The sequence below is a fragment of the Bauldia sp. genome (assembly GCF_020442045.1).
In the GTDB taxonomy this organism is placed as follows: Bacteria; Pseudomonadota; Alphaproteobacteria; order Rhizobiales; family Kaistiaceae; genus Bauldia.
In genome coordinates this window covers 23,130-39,996 of sequence record NZ_JAGRLA010000131.1, presented here as the reverse complement: position 1 = coordinate 39,996, position 16,867 = coordinate 23,130, and the positions used below count along the sequence as shown (strand labels likewise).

Below are 16,867 nucleotides of genomic sequence, written 5' to 3'. Positions count from 1 at the left end.
GCCCGTCCCACCTTACCCGGCCATCGTCGCTTCGGCCTCTGACCCGGCCGGATCCGGCCGGGCCGCGGGTGCCGCCGGCAGCCGCACCCTGACCATCGCGCCGTGTCCGCCCTTTTCGACCTCCGGCGAGTCCATCAATTCGACCCTGCCGCCGTGATCCGCAATGATCTTGGTCACGATGGCCAGGCCGAGCCCGGTGCCCTTTTCCCGTGTCGTCATGTAGGGCTCGAGCAGCCGGTGCCGGTTCTCGGACGGCAGGCCGATTCCGCTGTCGATGACGTCCACGACGATCCAGTTATCCTCCATCCTCGCCGATACGGTGATCCTGGCGTCGGTCTTCTGTTCCGCCGGCAGCGCGGCGATCGCCTCGGTGCCGTTCTTGACGATGTTGGTGAATGCCTGGGACATCAGGCGGTTGTCGAAGTCGCCGAGCAGCGGCGTCTCGGGCAGGTCCAGCGCGAAGGTGATCTCGGGATGCGCGACCTCGAGCAGGAAGACCGCCTCGCGGATCGGATCGGCGAGATTCTGCCGCTCGATCGTCGGCTTCGGCATCCGGGCGAATGACGAGAATTCGTCGACCATCCGGCCGATATCGCCGACCTGGCGGATAATCGTGTCGGTGCATTGCTCGAAGATTTCCCGGTCGTCCTGCACGGTCCTGCCGAACTTGCGGCGAAGCCGTTCGGCCGACAGCTGGATCGGCGTCAGCGGGTTCTTGATCTCGTGGGCGATGCGGCGCGCGACGTCCGCCCAGGCGGAGCTGCGCTGGGCCGAGACGAGATCGGTGATGTCGTCGAGAGTGATGACATAGCCATGGGCGCGGTCGCTGGAGCCCTCGGTCGTCACCCGGACGTTGATCGTCCGCTCGCGGTTGGCGGCCTGGATCAGGATCTGGTCGCGGTGCTCGGGCCGGTCGCCTTTCAGCGCCGCGGCGATGACCGGGCCGAGCTCCGGCAGGATTTCGGTGATCGGCCGGTTCTCGATCGAGCCCTTGTTGATGTTGAGCATCCGCATCGCGGTACGGTTGGCGATCGTGATCCGGCCCTCGCCGTCGATGCCGATGACCCCCGCCGTGACGCCCGAAAGCACGGCCTCGGTGAACCGCCGCCGGCTGTCGATCTGCTCGTTGGCGGAGAGAAGCTCCTCGCGCTGCTCGCGAAGCTGGGCGGTCATCGTGTTGAAGGTCTCGCTGAGCGAGCCGAGATCGCCCTCCGAGCGTTTCGACGGCACGCGGACCGCGAGGTTGCCGGCGGAGACCTGCTTGGCGGCGTCGATCAGCCGCCGTATCGGGGAGACCAGGCCATTGGCGAAGCTGATGCCCAGCCAGATCGCGGCGAGCAGCACCACCAGCGCGACGCCGAGATAGAGGATGCCGAAGGCGAGCTGGATGCCGAAGCGGGTGGCTTCCAGCGCGCGATACTGGGCGACATTCTCGCCCGCCATCGCAACCTGGCGGAGGACCTCGGGCGTGATCGGCCGCAGCGCATAGAGATAGACGTCGTCATAGCCGTTGAGCTTGGCGACGGCGCCGACCATGTTGGTCGAACCCGGCGTGATCAGGGCCGGTTGGCTCGGCTCGGCCTCGGCGCGCGCGATCGCCGAGGGCGGCGGCGGCGGGAACTGGCCCTGCGAGCCGATCCGCGCCTCGGCGATGACGCTGCCGTCGCTCTGGACCAGGAAGGCGCCGGGAAGACTGCGGGCGTGCGCATTGGTGGCCAGGAATTGCTGGTAGCGGTCCGGATCGTCGATCAGCAGCGAGCGGGCCTTCTGCAATTCGAGCCGGAGGCCGGTGACGTCGCGGTCGAGCAGGTCGACCTGCTGGTTGATGAAGGCCTGGGCGATCGAGGCCGAATTGTCGACGATGGCGCGGGTATTGGTCGAGAACCAGTTGTCGAGGCCGCGATCGAGGGTGACGCTCGCCACCACGGCGACGAGGATCGCCGGCGTCGCGGCGACGATGCTGAACAGCGCGACGATGCGGATATGCAGGCGGGCCGCCGCCCTCCTCCGTCGCCGCGCCATCACCAGCGTGGCGATCTCCCAGCCGATGATCAGCACCAGGAAGAGTGCTAGCGCGCCGTTGACGATCAGGACGGTCAGGACGACCGTCTGGGTCGGCGCGATCGGCGTCAGCCCCATCAGGATGAAGAAGGTCGCGGCGGCAACCAGCAGCGCGATGACCACGCCGGCATAGCCGGCGGTTCGCACGAGACGCGATATCTCGAAGGTCCTGCGGTTCAGCGGAGAGCTGAGGACAGAAGGTATCTCGGCCGTCATGGCACCCTTTGGCCGCCTGTGGCCGACGGTCAGGACCTGCCGGCGCGCGAAATCGAACTAGGCAGCCTGGGGCCAAATTGCAACAATATTGTGATCCAAAAACAACAACCCCGGCGTCTGGGCGCGGGACCTCAGCGCCCGCCCCTGATCACCTGGATGTCGAGGTCGCGGATCTTCTTCCTGAGCGTGTTGCGGTTCACGCCAAGGAGTTCGGCGGCCTTGATCTGGTTGCCCCGGGTCGAGGCAAGCGCCACGCTGATCAGCGGGTTTTCCACTTCCCGCAGGATCCGGTGGTAGAGGCCAGGCGGCGGCAGCGCATCGCCGAAGCTATTGAAATAATTGGAGAGGTGGCGTTCCACCGAGACCGACAGGGTCTCGTCCTCGTCGCCGTCCCCGCCGGAAATGGTCACCGCCGGCTGGTCGAGCTCGGTCTCGATGATGTTGTCGGTGATCGTCTCCTGCGGATAGAGGGCGGCGAGCCGCCTGACCAGGTTTTCGAGCTCGCGGACGTTGCCCGGCCAGCGGTAGCGCTTCAGCCGGTCCATCGCCGAGACCTCGATTCGCTTGGTCGCCAGCCCCTCCTTCTCGACCATCGAGAAGAAATGCCGGACCAGGTCGGGCACGTCCTCGCCGCGCTCGCGCAGCGGCGGCAGGCGAATCGGCACGACGTTGAGCCGGAAGAACAGGTCCTCGCGGAAGAGCCCCTGGTTGATCAGGATGCGCAGGTCCTTGTTGGTCGCCGCGATGATCCGGACGTCGGTCTTGATCGACGTCCGTCCGCCGACGGTCGTGTATTCGCCCTGCTGCAGGACGCGCAGCAGCCGGGTCTGCGCCTCCATCGGCATGTCGCCGATCTCGTCGAGGAAGAGCGTGCCGCCCTCGGCCTGTTCGAAGCGGCCGGAGCTCCGCGCCTGGGCGCCGGTGAAGGCCCCCTTCTCGTGGCCGAACAGCTCCGCTTCGATCAGGTCGCGCGGGATCGCCGCCATGTTGATCGCGACGAATGGCCCGGTCCGGCGCTTGCCATAGTCGTGGAGGGCGCGGGCGACGAGCTCCTTGCCGGTCCCGGATTCGCCCGCGACCATCACCGTCAGGTCGGTATGCATCAGCCGGGCAAGCACCCGGTAGATGTCCTGCATCGCCGGCGAGCGCCCGACCAGCGGAATATTCTCGCCGGGATCGTCGCCTTCCGGCTCGAGCCGCCGCGACTTCGGCTCGGCGAGCGCCCGGCCGACGATCGACGTCAGCTCCTTCAGGTCGAATGGCTTCGGCAGGTATTCATAGGCACCGCGTTCCGAGGCCCGGATGGCGGTCATGAAGGTGTTCTGCGCGCTCATCACGACGATCGGCAGGTCCGGCCGGATCCGCTTGATCCGCGGCAGCAGATCGAAGGCATTCTCGTCCGGCATCACGACGTCGGTGATGACCAGGTCGCCCTCGCCCGAGCTGATCCAGCGCCACAGGGTGGCGGCGTTGGAGGTCAGCCGGACCGAATAGCCGGCGCGCGAAAGCGCCTGGTTGAGGACCGTGCGGATCGCGGCGTCGTCGTCCGCGACCAGGATATTTCCAAGCGGCATCTTACTCTTCCCTGACTGGCGCCGAGCGGTTCGGGAAAGCCGGCATCAACACCCGAAAAACGGTCCTTCCCGGTTGGGATTCGCATTCGATCACGCCGCCATGATCGCCGACGATCTTGGCCACGAGTGCAAGACCCAGGCCGGTTCCGTTCGCCTTGGAGGTAACGAATGGGTCGAAGAGATGCGCGACCATGTCGGGCGGCACGCCAGGCCCGTTGTCCCGCACGCAGAATTCGAGTGGCAGGCTCACCTTGTCGGAATTTCCGGCCACCGAGAGGCGCACGCCCGGCCTGAACGCGGTCGAAAGGACGATTTCGCCGTCGGCCTGCCGGGCGATCGCCTCCGAGGCATTCTTCACCAGGTTGAGGAACACCTGAACGAGCTGGTCGTGGTTCGCATAGACCGGCGGCAGCGAGGGGTCGTAGTCGTCGACAATGCGGATATTGCGGGCGAATCCCGACTTGGCGACGCCGCGCACCCGATCGAGGACGACATGGATATTGACCGGCTCGCGCTCGATCGGCCGCTCATCCGAGAAGACCTCCATCCGGTCGACGAGCTTGACGATCCGGTCGGCCTCGTCGCGGATCAGGCGGGTCAGGGCGCGGTCATCGTTCTCGACCGAGGTCTCGAGCAGTTGCGCTGCGCCGCGGATGCCCGACAAGGGATTCTTGATCTCATGGGCGAGCATGGTGGCGAGGCCGGTCACCGATCGCGCGGCGCCCCGGTGCGTGAGCTGGCGGTCGATCTTGTCGGTCATCGTCCGTTCCTGGAGCAGCAGGACGACGCCGCGGCTGCCGTCGGAGGCCGGTGACGCATAGATGTCGACGACGCGTTCGGTGCCGTTGCGCGGCGTACCGATATCGACCCGGTATTCGTTGACCGCGGCGCCGCGCTCGCGAACCTGGTCGATCAGCGACAGCAGCGGGCTGCCGAAGGGGATGAAATCTTCCAGCAGATGCCGCTTGATCACGCTCGCCGATGCCTGGAAGAAGGCTTCGGCCGCGATATTGGCTTCGCCGATATGGTCGTCGGCCTCGACCAGGATCACCGGATGCGGCAGCGCGTTGAGCAGGGCCCATGCATTCGCCTCGCCGGTCGCGGAGCGGGCGCCGCTCATCGTGTCGACGTTCACGCTGCCCTCCTCTCCGGATCCGGATCGATCAGGGCGCGCATCATCGTCATCACGGCGTCGGGCCGCGATTCGGTCAGGATCGCCCGCTTCAGGCCGTCGCCCGGAGCGCCGACGCGCTCCATGTACCAGGCAAGATGCTTGCGGGCGGCGCGGACCCCGACCCGCTCGCCATAGAGCCCGATCAGCGCCTCATGGTGGCCGATGACGATATCGGCGAGCGCGGCGCCGGCCGGCGCCTCCGGCATCGTCCCGGTCGCGGCGAATGCGGCGATATGGCCCGGCAGCCATGGCCGGCCGCAGGCGCCACGGCCGACCATCACCGCGTCGGCGCCGGACAGGGCGAGCATCCGGGAAAGATCCTCGGGCGCGGACAGGTCGCCATTGGCGACGACCGGGATCGAGACGGCGTCCTTCACCGCCCGGATACCGGCCCAGTCGGCGGTCCCGTTGTAGAACTGGCATCGCGTGCGGCCATGGACGGTCACCATGCTGATTCCGGCGTCCTCGGCCCGGCGCGCAAGCTCCGGCGCGTTGATCGACCGGTCGTCCCAGCCGAGCCGCATCTTCAGGGTGACGGGTCGTGTCGTCGCCCCGACCGTCGCCTCGATCAATCCGAGCGCGTGGTCGAGGTCCCGCATCAGCGCCGAGCCGGAATAGCCCCCGGTCACCTTCCTGGCCGGGCAGCCCATGTTGATGTCGATGATGTCGGCGCCTGCATCCCCGGCCGCCCGCGCGCCTTCGGCCATCCACCGCGCTTCCCGCCCGGCAAGCTGGACGACATGGGGTCCCTCGCCCGCCCTTTCGGCGCGGACGCATGCTTCGGCATTGCCCTTTGCCAGTTTTTCGCCCACCGTCATTTCGGAAATGACGAGGCCGGCACCGAACCGGAGGGCAAGCTGGCGGAACGGGCGATCGGAGATGCCCGACATCGGCGCGAGGAAAACGCGGTTCGGCACGGAAACGGGTCCGATCCGCATTGGTTTCGCCAGAGGGGCTATGGAATTGTCCGGATGCATATTCGTTAGGCACAATGCTGTTTGCATATATCCTAGTCAACCCGTGCCGGACCGCAAGCAGAATCGCATTGCGTCGCAGCATAGGTGGGATGCGCCGCGCCACCGGAAGTGACCGGTTCCATTGCAGGATGATTTGATGAGCGATACGACCGCATTGATCGTCGCCGGAGGGCGGGGCGTCCGCGCGGGCGGGGGCGATTTACCGAAACAATACAGGGAGATCGGCGGCGTTCCTGTGATACGGCTCACACTTGAGCGCTTCCTCTCCCACCCCCGCCGGATGACGGTGCTGGCGGTGATCGGCGCGGGCGATGCCGACCTGTTCGAGGCAGTTGCGCCGCGGAACGAGCGGCTGCTGCCCTGGGTGGCCGGGGGCGCGAGCCGGCAGGAATCGGTCCGCAACGGTCTCCTCGGCCTCGCCGCCGACCCGCCGCTGCGGGTGCTGATCCATGACGCGGTCCGTCCCTTCGCCTCCGATGACCTGATCGGGCGGGTCCTCGCCGGTCTCGACGATGCCGATGCGGTGCTGCCCGCCTCGCCGGTCACGGCGACGCTCAAGTCCGTTGACCCGGCCGGCCTCGTCACCGGAACGGTGTCGCGCGACGCGCTGCGGACCGCGGAGACGCCGCAGGGGTTTCGCTTCGACGCCATTCTGGACGCCCATGATCGCGCCGCCGGCGCCGGGCTGGATTTCACCGACGACGCGGCGGTCGCCGAATGGGCTGGCATTCCCGTCCGCGTCGCCGATGGCGAGAGCGGCAACATCAAGCTCACCACGGCGGAGGAGATCGCCGCCGCCGACCGGCGGCTGCGCGCCGAGGCAGCCCTTGCCCGTGGCGATGTCCGGGTCGGCACCGGCTATGACGTCCATGCCTTCGGGCCCGGCGACAGCGTCGCGCTCGGCGGTCTGGTCCTGCCTCACAGCCTTGGCGTCTCCGCCCATTCGGACGGCGACGTCGCGCTCCACGCGCTGACCGACGCGGTTCTCGGCGCGCTCGCCGAGGGCGACATCGGCGACCATTTCCCGCCATCCGACCCGCAATGGAAGGACGTTTCCTCCGACCGCTTCCTCGCTTTCGCCGCCGGGCGCGTCGCGGCGCGGGGCGGCGTGATCGCGAGCCTCGACGTGACCATCGTCACCGAGGCGCCCCGCATCTCGGCGCATCGTCTGGCCATGCGCCAGCGGATCGCCGCGATATGCGGCATCTCCGTCGACCGCGTCGCGGTCAAGGCGACGACCAACGAGCGGCTCGGCTTCATCGGCCGCGGCGAAGGGCTCGCCGCCACCGCGACCGCGACCATCCGCCTGCCTTTTGCGGGCGACCGCCCATGACCGACCTCTCCTCCCTCCTTCCCCTCGCCCGCGAAGTCGTCGAGCATGCCACGGCCGCCGGGTTGATGGTGGCGACCGCGGAATCCTGCACCGGCGGCCTCGTCGCCGGCACCCTCACCGAGATCGCCGGCTCGTCTGCCGTGGTCGATTGCGGCTTCGTCACCTATTCCAACGCGGCGAAAACCGATCTGCTTGGTGTCCCGGCCGAGCTGATCGACCGGGTCGGAGCGGTCAGTGAGGAGGTGGCGAAGGCGATGGTGGCGGGGGCGCTCGAACGGTCTGAGGCCGACCTCGCCGTCGCGATCACCGGCATCGCCGGTCCCGGCGGCGGAACCGCCGACAAACCTGTCGGGCTGGTCCATTTCGCGGCGCTCGGACGCGGCGGGGCCACCCACCATTTCTGCCATGTCTACAAGGGCCTCGATCGCTCGGGAGTCCGCCTTGCCGCGGTCGGGCAGGCCCTCGCCATGCTCCGCGCGCTAATCGATTGATGCCGCTTCGACCACCGCTCCGGCCGGGACGTCCCCGGCCAGGGCGCGTTGCCAGTCGGGCCGGAACCGGAACGTCCTCGCGAAACCCGCCTCGCCGCCGCGGGTGACCGTCAGGGCGCGGCTTCCCGGGACGCGCGTCACCCATTTGAGCTCGAGGACCCGGCCGAGGAGCGCCGCGCCGAGGCGGCCGGCGAGGTGATGCCGCCGCTCGCTCCAGTCGAGGCAGGTCCGGCAGAGCGGCCGTCTCGATCGCGTGGCCGGTTCCAGGTCGATCCCGAATTCGCGGAAGAATGCGTGTCCCTGGTCGGTGACCAGCCCGGCGCCGTCGGCCAGGATCATGTGGTCGTTCCGGCACAGCGATTCCGCCAGGGCAACGGCGAGCCGCCCGGCCATATGGTCGTAGCAGGTCCGCGCCAGCCGCAGCGCCTCCTCGCGGGGGCCGACCGGGTGGTGCCGTCCGGGGCCGGAGGCGGCGACGGCCATCAGGGTGTGGAGCGCCTGGGCGACCTCCGGAGAGGCCAGCCTGTAGTAGCGGTGCCGGCCCTGCTTCTCGACGAGGACCAGCCGTCCCTCGGCCATCCTGGCGAGGTGGCCGCTCGCGGTCTGCGCCGTGACGTTGGCGATGCGCGCGAGCTCGCCGGCGGTCAGCGCCTGCCCGCCCATCAACGCGGAGAGCATGTTGGCCCGCGCCGCGTCGCCGATGAGGCTGGCGACCTCGGCGATGGTATTGGCCGAAGCGATGGTCGACATGACGCGAGACTAGCAGCGGATCGCCTCGCCGTCAGGCGTCAATGGTTCGGCCACGACCGAAGCATGGCGCGCGCCGCGGAGCCTAGAAGGATGCCGGGAACCATTCGGATCGCGGAGACGATGATGGACGACAGGCCGGGCATGGCGGGGGCGCTCGCCCTCCTCCTTCTGCTCTCCACCTTGTGGGGGGCGTCCTACACCTTCATCAGGATCGGCGTCGAGGCCATTCCGCCGGTCACCCTGATCGCCGCGCGCACGCTGATCGCCGGCGCGATCCTTGTCGGCGTCATCCGGTGGCGCGGTCTGAGGCTGCCGACCGGCTTTTCGATCTGGCGCCGGTTCCTGTTCCAGGCCTGCCTCAACAGCGTCCTGCCCTTCACGATGATCGCCTGGGCGGAACAGACGACGGAGGCCGGCCTCGCGACGATCCTCAATTCGACGGCGCCGATCTTCGTCTTTCTCCTGACCGCGCTGGTCACCGGCCACGAGGCCGTGTCGCGCCGCAAGCTGTTCGGCGTCGCCGCCGGCCTGCTCGGCACCTGCCTGATCGTCGGGGTGGAATCACTCGATGGCCTGGGGCGCGAGGTCTGGGCGCAGCTCGCCATCGTCGCCGCGACGATCTGCTATGCGGGCGCGGCGATCTTCGGCAGGAGCTTCCGGGACCTCGACCCGATCATGCCGGCCGCGGGCTCGCTCATCTGCGGCGCGGCGATCCTCGTCCCGGTCAGTCTCGTGGTCGACCATCCCTGGACGCTCGAGCCGGCGGCGCGGTCGGTTTTCGCGCTCCTCGCGCTCTCGGTGCTTTCGACCGCCCTCGCCTTCGTCATCTATTTCCGGCTCGTCGCGACGCTCGGCTCGGTCGGCACCACCGCCCAGGCCTATCTGCGCGTTCCGATCGGCGTTGGCATCGGTGTCGTCTTTCTTGGCGAGACCTTGAATCCGACGGCGTGGGCAGGGCTCGGCTGCGTCGTTGTCGGCGTTGTCGCCATGACGGTCCCGCCGCGTCGGCGTGCCGTTGCCGCCTGAGATGGCGGAAGCCTCAGGGCGCCGGCCTCAGGCCGGGGCGCCATAGACCGCGTCGGCGCGCTCCTCGAAGGCTTGCGTGAATTTCCGGAATGCCCGGTCGAAGACGGCACCCATCAGCATCGACAATGCTCGTGAGCGGAACGCGTAGTCGATGTTGAAATGGACGACGCAGTCGCCGCGCCCGTGCGGCTCGAAACGCCAGACATTCTCCAGGTGGCTGAACGGCCCGTCGAGGTATTCGGCGCGGATCGTCATCGCCTCGCGATCGAGCACCACCCTGGTGGTGAAGGATTCGCGGATCATCTTGTAGGCGATCGCCATGGTCGCGATGAGGATCTCGCGCCCCTCCTCACGGCGGCGCGAACGCACCACCAGGCTCTCGCAAAGCGGCACGAAACGCGGATAGGACTTCACGTCCGCCACCAGGTCGAACATGTCGGTGGCGCTGTGCGGAACGTGGCGCGTGGTGGAGAATTGCGGCATCGCGGCCGCCCGGCCTCAGTGTCCCTGCTTCGCCGCGCGGGCGGCCCGCAGCTTGGCGAAATCCTCGCCCGCATGGTGCGACGAACGGGTCAGCGGCGTCGCCGAGACCATCAGGAAGCCCTTGGCATAGGCGATCGTCTCATAGGCCCGGAACTCCTCCGGGGTGACGTAGCGCATGACCGGGTGGTGCTTGCGGGTCGGCTGCAGATACTGGCCGATGGTCAGGAAGTCGACCCCGGCCGAGCGCAGGTCGTCCATCAGTTGCAGCACCTCGTTCCGTTCCTCGCCGAGCCCGACCATGATGCCCGACTTGGTGAACATCTGCGGGTCGCGCTCCTTGACCTTCTGGAGCAGGCGGAGCGAGGCGAAATAGCGGGCGCCCGGCCGCACCGTCAGGTATTTCGACGGAACGGTCTCGAGATTGTGGTTGAAGACGTCGGGGCGCGAGTCGACCACGGTCTCGATCGCCCCGTCCTTGCGCAGGAAATCCGGCGTCAGGATCTCGATCGTCGCCGGCGACGCCTTGCGGATCTCGGCGATGGTCCGGGCGAAATGCCCGGCGCCGCCGTCAGCGAGGTCGTCGCGGTCGACCGAGGTCACCACGACATGCTCGAGCCCGAGCTTGGCGGTCGCATCGGCCACCTTCCAGGGCTCGTCGGCGTCGAGCGGGCCGGGCTGGCCGGTGCGCACGTTGCAGAAGGCGCAGGCCCGCGTGCAGGTGTCGCCCATGATCATGAAGGTGGCGTGCTTCTTCGACCAGCATTCGCCGATATTCGGGCAGCCGGCCTCCTCGCAGACCGTCACCAGCCCGTGCTCGCGCACGATGCCGGTGGTTTCGCGGAAGACCGGGGAGTTCGGTGCCTTCACCCGGATCCAGTCCGGCTTGCGCGCCACGGCGTTGTCCGGGCGGTGTGCCTTTTCCGGGTGGCGCGGGCGCGGGCGCGCTTCGCTGACCGTGTCGACTACGACGACCATGGACTATCCTGTCTCCCCCGCCCCGACCGGCCGCCCGGCCGGGCCGTCTCCGTGTCGTTTCATATAGTTGATCGCGCCGGCCAACACCAATGCCATGGACGCAGGGCAGCCCGGCGCCCCCTTAGCGCCTGGCGGAGCCGCGGGTCGCCAGCCAGACGATTCCGGCGATGATCGCTCCGAAGATCAGGCCGAAGACGGCGCCTAGCCCTCCGCCGACCAGCAGGGCGCCGATCCCGGTCATCTCCTGGCCGTTCCAGGTCACGCTTGCCGCGTCGGGCGCGACGATCTTGACCAGGCCGAGCAGCACCCCGAGCCCCAGGCATATTCCGAATACCCAGCGGAACGCTTTCTTCGCCGGTGACATGAGGTTCCCTCCGATATTGATTGCTGAAAGGCGGTCCGGGCGACTGCGCTACGCCACCTGCGGGCCACCGCCCGCCCGCCCGGCCGGCAACCCGTCGATCCGCAGCCGTTATTCCCCGACGGGTGTCGTCAGGTGATGATCCTGGCGATGATCAGGACGATGATCGCGCCAACGATGGCGATGATCACCTGGTCGAGGAAGGCATTGCCGGTGTTCAGCTTGATGTTGAGCTGACGGGCCAGGAAGCCGCCGACCACCGAGCCGATCAGGCCGGCAATGAGCCATCCTATGATGCCGCCGCCGCCGCCGACGATCAGGCTCGCCACGAGGCCGGCGATCAGGCCGATGATCACCCAGGCGAGAATGGATTTGGTTTGGTCGCTCATCTGCTTCGCCCCCTATCCAGGATTCGCCAAGGATCGCCCCGTCGGCCCGGCTTGGCAAGTCGCGGGTTGCCTCCGTGAGGCATTTCCACCGATCGCAGGTTACGCCGGCGGCAGGCCGGCTCCCTCCCGCATCCGGCCGCCGAGCGAGCGGAAATAGCCGCCCATCCCGACCAGCATTGCCAGGAAGGCGATGACCGGTCCGGCAAATGGAACCAGCCAGACGATGCCGAGGATCACCGCCCCGACGAGAATGAAGAGGATCAGCCGCCCGGCGCTGCGCGGACCGCCCGAGCGGTCGAGGATCCACATGCCGATACAGGCCGCGACCACCGCATGGCCGGCGACCAGGAAGAACGGAAGCACCAGGAGCAGCGCCAAGCCGACCGACACGCCGATCACCGTCGTCATCAGGATCACCGCGATGATCGGCAGCAGGACCAGCACGGCGAGGCCGATGAAGCCGCTCGAGATCGGCCGGAAGGCCGCGTTGCCCAGGCCCTGCTCGAAGACGCCGCGGCCGATCAGCAGCATGACGGCGCCGGCGAGAATGGCTCCGGCAATGCCGAGGACGGCGCCGCCGATCGACAGCAGCCAGTTCGGCACGATCCACCATTCCCGAGGCTCCTCGATCCGGACCTGGCCGCTGATCCTGGCCCCCTCCTCGATGGTCGGGTCGTTGCGCGAGCGCACCACCAGGTCGCCGTCGATCACGGCCGTCGAGGCGACGATCACCTCATCGGCATTCGCCGTCACGTCGCTGCCGGCCTTGCCGTTGATCATCACCGCGGAGGCCCATAGCTCGGCCTTGCCGCCGATGGTTCCGTCGATGGTGAGGCTCGCGGCGCCGGCCGTGAGGTCGCCCTTGATATCGGCGTTCGGGCCGATTTCCACCGCCGCGCCGCCGACGTTGACGTTCTTCGCCGCGGTGGCGTCGAAGCGGACCGACGCGCCGCCGATATGGCTCTTGCCGCCGATCGTACCACTCACCTCGACCAGCGCGCCGGCGGCACGCAGGTCGCCGCCGATGTCGCCTTTGACCGAAACCTCGGCGCCGGCTGCCTCGACGTCGCCCTTGACCGTCGCCGCGATGTCGACGAGCGCGCCGCCCGCGCTGATCTTGCTGGCATCGCCGCGGATCGTGACGCTGGCGCCCGAGGCCTGGATCGCCTTGCCGCCGCCGGTGATCTGGACGGCGGCGTCCGACTTGCCGGATTTCGCCGTCGCGGGCCCCGCCGACGGCGTGGAGGACCACAATCCGAGGCCGATGACCGCTGCGGCGAGAAGACCGCCAGCGACGAGTTTCGGCCGGGACGGTTTCGACCGGGATTGACGCTGTTCCTGCACGCTCATCATTGTCTCCTCGGAAACGGCCGCAGCCGGCTGCCTGTCCTCGGGCTTACTCCAGCACCTCGTCGATTTCCACCCATGCGCCGTCGCGCCTGGCCGAGAGGATCGCCGCGGCGACCAGGGCAAGGCTCCCGAGGTTGTCGACGCCGGACGGGAAGCGCGGCGGCACCTTGCCGGTGTCGACCGCCTCCACCATCGCGGCGAACGAGCCGGCGCGGTCGATATGCTTCAGCCTCGGCAGGTCCGGTTCGACCGGCGTCTCGCCGCGGCGGCGCAGGATCAGTCGATCCTCGCCCCAGTAGGTGTCGAAGTGATTGCGCGCGCTCCACCGGATATCGCCTTCCGCGCAATCCATCGTCCACTCCCCGGACCAGGGGGTCCGCGGCCCGCCGCTCATCCACGAACCCTGATAGCTGACGATTGTGTCGTTATCGAATTCGATGGTCAGGACGCCGGCCGGATCGAAGGTGAAGGGGCTGCCGGGCGGATTCCAGGTGCGGCTGGTCAGCCGCCGCGCCTTGGCATTGAGGACCATCCGCATCAGGTCGAAATGGTGGATCGCCATGTCGGCGAGAAGCGGGTCCGGCATTTCGGGATAATTATGCCCGCGCGTCGGTGCGTGCTGGCGGAAGGCGATGGTGACGAGGTCGACAGGCCCGAGCGCCTGCTCGGCGAGGAGCTGGGTCGCGAGGATCGGGGCGGGAAAGTAGCGGTAATTCTGGCTGACCGCGAGGAGCTTACCCTGTGCCTGGGCGATCTCGATCAGCGTCTTGGCTTCGGCGATGGTCGAGGCGAAGGGCTTTTCCACCATCACGTTGAGGCCGGCTTCCAGCGCCTGTTTGGCGACCGGGAAATGCGCCTCGGTGCGCAGCGTGCCGAGGACCACGTCGGCGTCGACGGCGTCGAGCGCCGCCTCGAGGCTGCCGAAGCATTTTGCCTCGGGGATGCCGAGGACGGACTGGACGCGCGCCAGTGCCGCCTCCGAGCTGTCGACATAGGCGACCATCTCGGCCGACGCGACGGTCGGCAGCACTTGCTTGGTCCAGTCAAATCCCCAGGTGCCCAATCCGACCTGAATGACTTTTGCCATCGACATCGACCTCTTTTCGGTATTCAAACCGCTTTGGATGATTGGCCGGACGGAACCGCCCGGCCGCCTGACCGGTTCCCGTCCGTCCTAGGCGTGGATGACCCTGCCGTAGGCCGCCATGACGCTCTCGTGCATCATCTCGGAGAGGGTCGGGTGCGGGAAGACCGAGTGGATGAGGTCCTCCTCGGTGGTCTCCAGGTTCATCGCGATGACGAAGCCCTGGATCAGCTCGGTGACCTCGGCGCCGATCATATGGGCGCCGAGAAGCTGGCCGGTCTTCTTGTCGAAGATCGTCTTGACCATGCCGTCCGGCTCGCCGAGCGCGATCGCCTTGCCGTTGCCGATGAAGGGGAAGCGGCCGACATTGATGTCATAGCCGGCGTCCCTCGCCTTCTTTTCCGTCAGGCCGACCGACGCGATCTGGGGGGTGCAGTAGGTGCAGCCCGGAATCTTCAGCTTGTCCATCGGGTGCGGATGCTTGCCGGCGATCGCCTCGACGCAGATGACCCCCTCATGCTCACCCTTGTGGGCGAGCATCGGCGGCCCGGCGACGTCGCCGATCGCGTAGATGCCGGGGACATTGGTCTTGCCGACGCCGTCGATGACGACGCAGCCCTTCTCGGTCTTCACGCCGAGCTTCTCGAGGCCGAGATTCTCGATGTTGCCGACCACGCCGGCGGCCGAGATCATCCGGTCGGCGGTGATCTCCTGCTTCTTGCCGTCCTTGGTCTCGATCGTCGCGGTGATCGAATCCTTGCCCTTCTTCACCGAGGCGACCTTGGCGTCGGTCAGGATCTTGATCCCCTGCTTCTCGAAGCGCTTGCGGGCATGGGCGGCGATTTCCTCGTCCTCGACCGGCAGGATCTGCGGCAGGATCTCGACCACCGTCACCTCGGCGCCCATGGTGCGGTAGAAGGAGGCGAATTCGATGCCGATCGCGCCGGAGCCGACCACCAGCAGCGACTTCGGCATCTTTTCGGGCACCATCGCCTCGAAATAGGTCCAGATCAGCTTCTTGTCCGGCTCCAGTCCGGGCAGCGGCCGCGGCCGCGCGCCGGTGGCGACGATAATGTTCTTGGCCTGGTAGTCGCCACCGCCAAGCGCGCCCTTCGGCGGATTGTCGGCGGCGGTGACCTTCACCTTGCCGGCCGCCGGAATCGTCGCGGTCCCCCAGATGACGTCGACCTTGTTCTTCTTGAGCAGGAAGCCGACGCCGGTGGCGAGCTGCGCCGAGACGGCGCGCGAGCGCTTGACCACGGCCGCCGGGTCGAACTTCACGTCCTTCGCCGACAGGCCGTAATCCTCGGCGCTTTGCAGATAGTGGTAGATCTCGGCCGAACGCAGCAGTGCCTTGGTCGGGATACAGCCCCAGTTGAGGCAGATGCCGCCGAGATGGTTCTTCTCGACCACCGCGACCTTCAGCCCGAGCTGCGCCGCGCGGATGGCGGCCACGTAACCTCCCGGTCCGGCCCCGATCACGATAACGTCGTATGCATTCGCCATAATTCAGTCTGCCTGTCCGTGGTTCCGTGTTGCTGTCACTGGCACTGCGGGGCGCCAGGCTCAAGGTCGAAATTGCGCGGACCCGCGATCCCCTCATTCCCCGGGATATCGACGATCGTCACGGTGACGACGCAGTCCTCGCCACGCACTTCATATCGGTCTTCCCCCGTCCAGGTGATCGACACGATCAGCGAGCCGTTCAACGCGTCATGGACGCGTGAGTCGCCGGCGATCCGTTCGATCTCGCGGGTTCTCTGCCAGTAAGGGGGAAGCGCGGCGCTGGCGACGGATACCCCGGCGAGCAGACCCGCCAGAGCGATTGCGGCGCTTTTGCCGAAACGGCCGAGTCCGACCCGCATCCGTTGCCTCCCTCCGAATTTCCCGCGACCGGCGCCAGGTGTGGCAGGCGGCCGCCATTCCGTCGTCTGTCGCACCGCCGGCTGGCGGTTCCCCCCGTAGCGCCGTTCCATACCATGCCGGTGGTCGCCGCCCTAGTCGCCTGTCGCAATTCAGGAATGCGGCTTGGTCAGGAGGACCCAGTCGCCGCCGCGCCGGTTGCCGGGATAGGGAAAGACCGCGCGCCGCGCAATGGTCCGGTAGCCGACCTTTTCGTAGAGCCTGAGCGCGCCCTGGTTTTCCGACGCGACGATGATCGCCATCCCCGCCGGTGCATCTCGTCTGCCGACCTCGTCCGCCTTCCTCAACAACAGCGTCCCCAGTCCGTTGCCGCGGAATTCCGGGAAGACGGCAAGCACATTGACATACCAGCGGCCCGGCGCCAGCGCCTCGAGCTCGGCCAGCGGCCGGACGATCTCGGACGTCTCCGACAGGTCCTCGTCCGCGGCGTCATCGGCGATCCGGTAGCCGACCAGGGCGCCCGCGACCTCCCCGCCGATCTCGGCGACATGGGCGTTCCGCCAGGTGAAGGCCCCTTGGTCGCGCCGGGCGCGGATCCGCCCGACCTCGAAGGGCGACTGGCCGACATCCGCCATCTGCCCCCAGAAATAGGTGGCAAGTCCCTCGCCCGCGATATCGACCAATGCCGCGAGGTGGGTCGCGTCCCGGAGCGTCGCAGGCCGTATCGAGGGAGTCGACATGCCGCGCCCCGGCCTTGTCG

Annotated in this window: 17 protein-coding genes; 3 read left to right on the top strand and 14 right to left on the bottom strand. The window is 67.8% G+C overall.

Annotation, left to right across the window (positions count from 1 at the left end):
* Positions 1 to 12 precede the first annotated feature (12 nt).
* The 4 genes from KDJ86_RS15105 to dusB form a co-directional block, all read right to left on the bottom strand.
* Positions 13 to 2,277 carry a sensor histidine kinase NtrY-like gene (locus KDJ86_RS15105; protein WP_291747541.1) on the bottom strand — a complete coding sequence of 755 codons (2,265 nt, stop codon included), beginning with the start codon at positions 2,275 to 2,277 and terminating at the stop codon, positions 13 to 15.
* A 131-nt stretch (positions 2,278 to 2,408) separates the two neighbouring features.
* On the bottom strand, positions 2,409 to 3,851 hold the full coding sequence (gene ntrC, locus KDJ86_RS15100) for a nitrogen regulation protein NR(I) (protein ID WP_291747539.1): 1,443 nt from the start codon (positions 3,849 to 3,851) through the stop codon (positions 2,409 to 2,411).
* 1 nt (position 3,852) lies between these two features.
* Entirely contained in the window at positions 3,853 to 4,971 is a 1,119-nt protein-coding gene (locus KDJ86_RS15095; protein ID WP_291747625.1) for a two-component system sensor histidine kinase NtrB, read from the bottom strand.
* An 11-nt stretch (positions 4,972 to 4,982) separates the two neighbouring features.
* On the bottom strand, positions 4,983 to 6,002 hold the full coding sequence (dusB, locus tag KDJ86_RS15090) for a tRNA dihydrouridine synthase DusB (RefSeq protein ID WP_291747622.1): 1,020 nt from the start codon (positions 6,000 to 6,002) through the stop codon (positions 4,983 to 4,985).
* 136 nt (positions 6,003 to 6,138) lie between these two features.
* Between dusB and KDJ86_RS15085 the strand changes: the two genes are divergently transcribed.
* Positions 6,139 to 7,335, top strand: a complete 1,197-nt coding sequence (locus KDJ86_RS15085; protein WP_291747537.1) for a bifunctional 2-C-methyl-D-erythritol 4-phosphate cytidylyltransferase/2-C-methyl-D-erythritol 2,4-cyclodiphosphate synthase — start codon at positions 6,139 to 6,141, stop codon at positions 7,333 to 7,335.
* Positions 7,332 to 7,826, top strand: a complete 495-nt coding sequence (locus KDJ86_RS15080; protein WP_291747534.1) for a CinA family protein — start codon at positions 7,332 to 7,334, stop codon at positions 7,824 to 7,826. The genes KDJ86_RS15085 and KDJ86_RS15080 overlap by 4 nt, the downstream gene beginning before the upstream one ends.
* Here KDJ86_RS15080 and KDJ86_RS15075 read toward each other — a convergent pair.
* Entirely contained in the window at positions 7,815 to 8,576 is a 762-nt protein-coding gene (locus KDJ86_RS15075) for an ArsR/SmtB family transcription factor (RefSeq protein WP_291747532.1), read from the bottom strand. The two genes, KDJ86_RS15080 and KDJ86_RS15075, sit on opposite strands and share 12 nt — an antisense overlap.
* A gap of 141 nt (positions 8,577 to 8,717) precedes the next feature.
* Here KDJ86_RS15075 and KDJ86_RS15070 point away from each other — a divergent pair, with 141 nt between their 5' ends.
* Positions 8,718 to 9,602: a DMT family transporter gene (locus KDJ86_RS15070; protein ID WP_521085298.1), complete on the top strand. Its 885-nt coding sequence runs from the start codon at positions 8,718 to 8,720 to the stop codon at positions 9,600 to 9,602.
* Between the two features lie 27 nt (positions 9,603 to 9,629).
* Here KDJ86_RS15070 and KDJ86_RS15065 read toward each other — a convergent pair whose 3' ends face one another.
* The 9 genes from KDJ86_RS15065 to KDJ86_RS15025 all read right to left on the bottom strand — a co-directional run bounded on the left by KDJ86_RS15065 (position 9,630) and on the right by KDJ86_RS15025 (position 16,847).
* Complete coding sequence (locus tag KDJ86_RS15065; RefSeq protein ID WP_291747529.1) at positions 9,630 to 10,085, bottom strand: type II toxin-antitoxin system RatA family toxin; 456 nt, start codon at positions 10,083 to 10,085, stop codon at positions 9,630 to 9,632.
* Between the two features lie 15 nt (positions 10,086 to 10,100).
* Positions 10,101 to 11,060 (bottom strand): lipoyl synthase, encoded by a 960-nt coding sequence (gene lipA / locus KDJ86_RS15060; RefSeq protein WP_291747527.1) that lies wholly within the window; start codon positions 11,058 to 11,060, stop codon positions 10,101 to 10,103.
* Between the two features lie 121 nt (positions 11,061 to 11,181).
* Complete coding sequence (locus KDJ86_RS15055; RefSeq protein ID WP_291747525.1) at positions 11,182 to 11,424, bottom strand: hypothetical protein; 243 nt, start codon at positions 11,422 to 11,424, stop codon at positions 11,182 to 11,184.
* 128 nt (positions 11,425 to 11,552) lie between these two features.
* The gene (locus KDJ86_RS15050; protein WP_291747523.1) at positions 11,553 to 11,810 is read right to left on the bottom strand and encodes a GlsB/YeaQ/YmgE family stress response membrane protein; all 258 of its coding nucleotides are present in this window, start codon (positions 11,808 to 11,810) and stop codon (positions 11,553 to 11,555) included.
* Positions 11,811 to 11,909: 99 nt separating this feature from the next.
* Entirely contained in the window at positions 11,910 to 13,160 is a 1,251-nt protein-coding gene (locus tag KDJ86_RS15045; protein WP_291747520.1) for a DUF8173 domain-containing protein, read from the bottom strand.
* A gap of 46 nt (positions 13,161 to 13,206) precedes the next feature.
* On the bottom strand, positions 13,207 to 14,247 hold the full coding sequence (locus KDJ86_RS15040; RefSeq protein ID WP_291747517.1) for a Gfo/Idh/MocA family protein: 1,041 nt from the start codon (positions 14,245 to 14,247) through the stop codon (positions 13,207 to 13,209).
* Positions 14,248 to 14,334: 87 nt separating this feature from the next.
* Positions 14,335 to 15,750: a dihydrolipoyl dehydrogenase gene (gene lpdA, locus KDJ86_RS15035; protein ID WP_291747514.1), complete on the bottom strand. Its 1,416-nt coding sequence runs from the start codon at positions 15,748 to 15,750 to the stop codon at positions 14,335 to 14,337.
* A 35-nt stretch (positions 15,751 to 15,785) separates the two neighbouring features.
* The gene (locus tag KDJ86_RS15030) at positions 15,786 to 16,109 is read right to left on the bottom strand and encodes a hypothetical protein (protein ID WP_291747511.1); all 324 of its coding nucleotides are present in this window, start codon (positions 16,107 to 16,109) and stop codon (positions 15,786 to 15,788) included.
* 150 nt (positions 16,110 to 16,259) lie between these two features.
* Positions 16,260 to 16,847, bottom strand: a complete 588-nt coding sequence (locus KDJ86_RS15025; protein WP_291747509.1) for a GNAT family N-acetyltransferase — start codon at positions 16,845 to 16,847, stop codon at positions 16,260 to 16,262.
* Positions 16,848 to 16,867 lie beyond the last annotated feature (20 nt).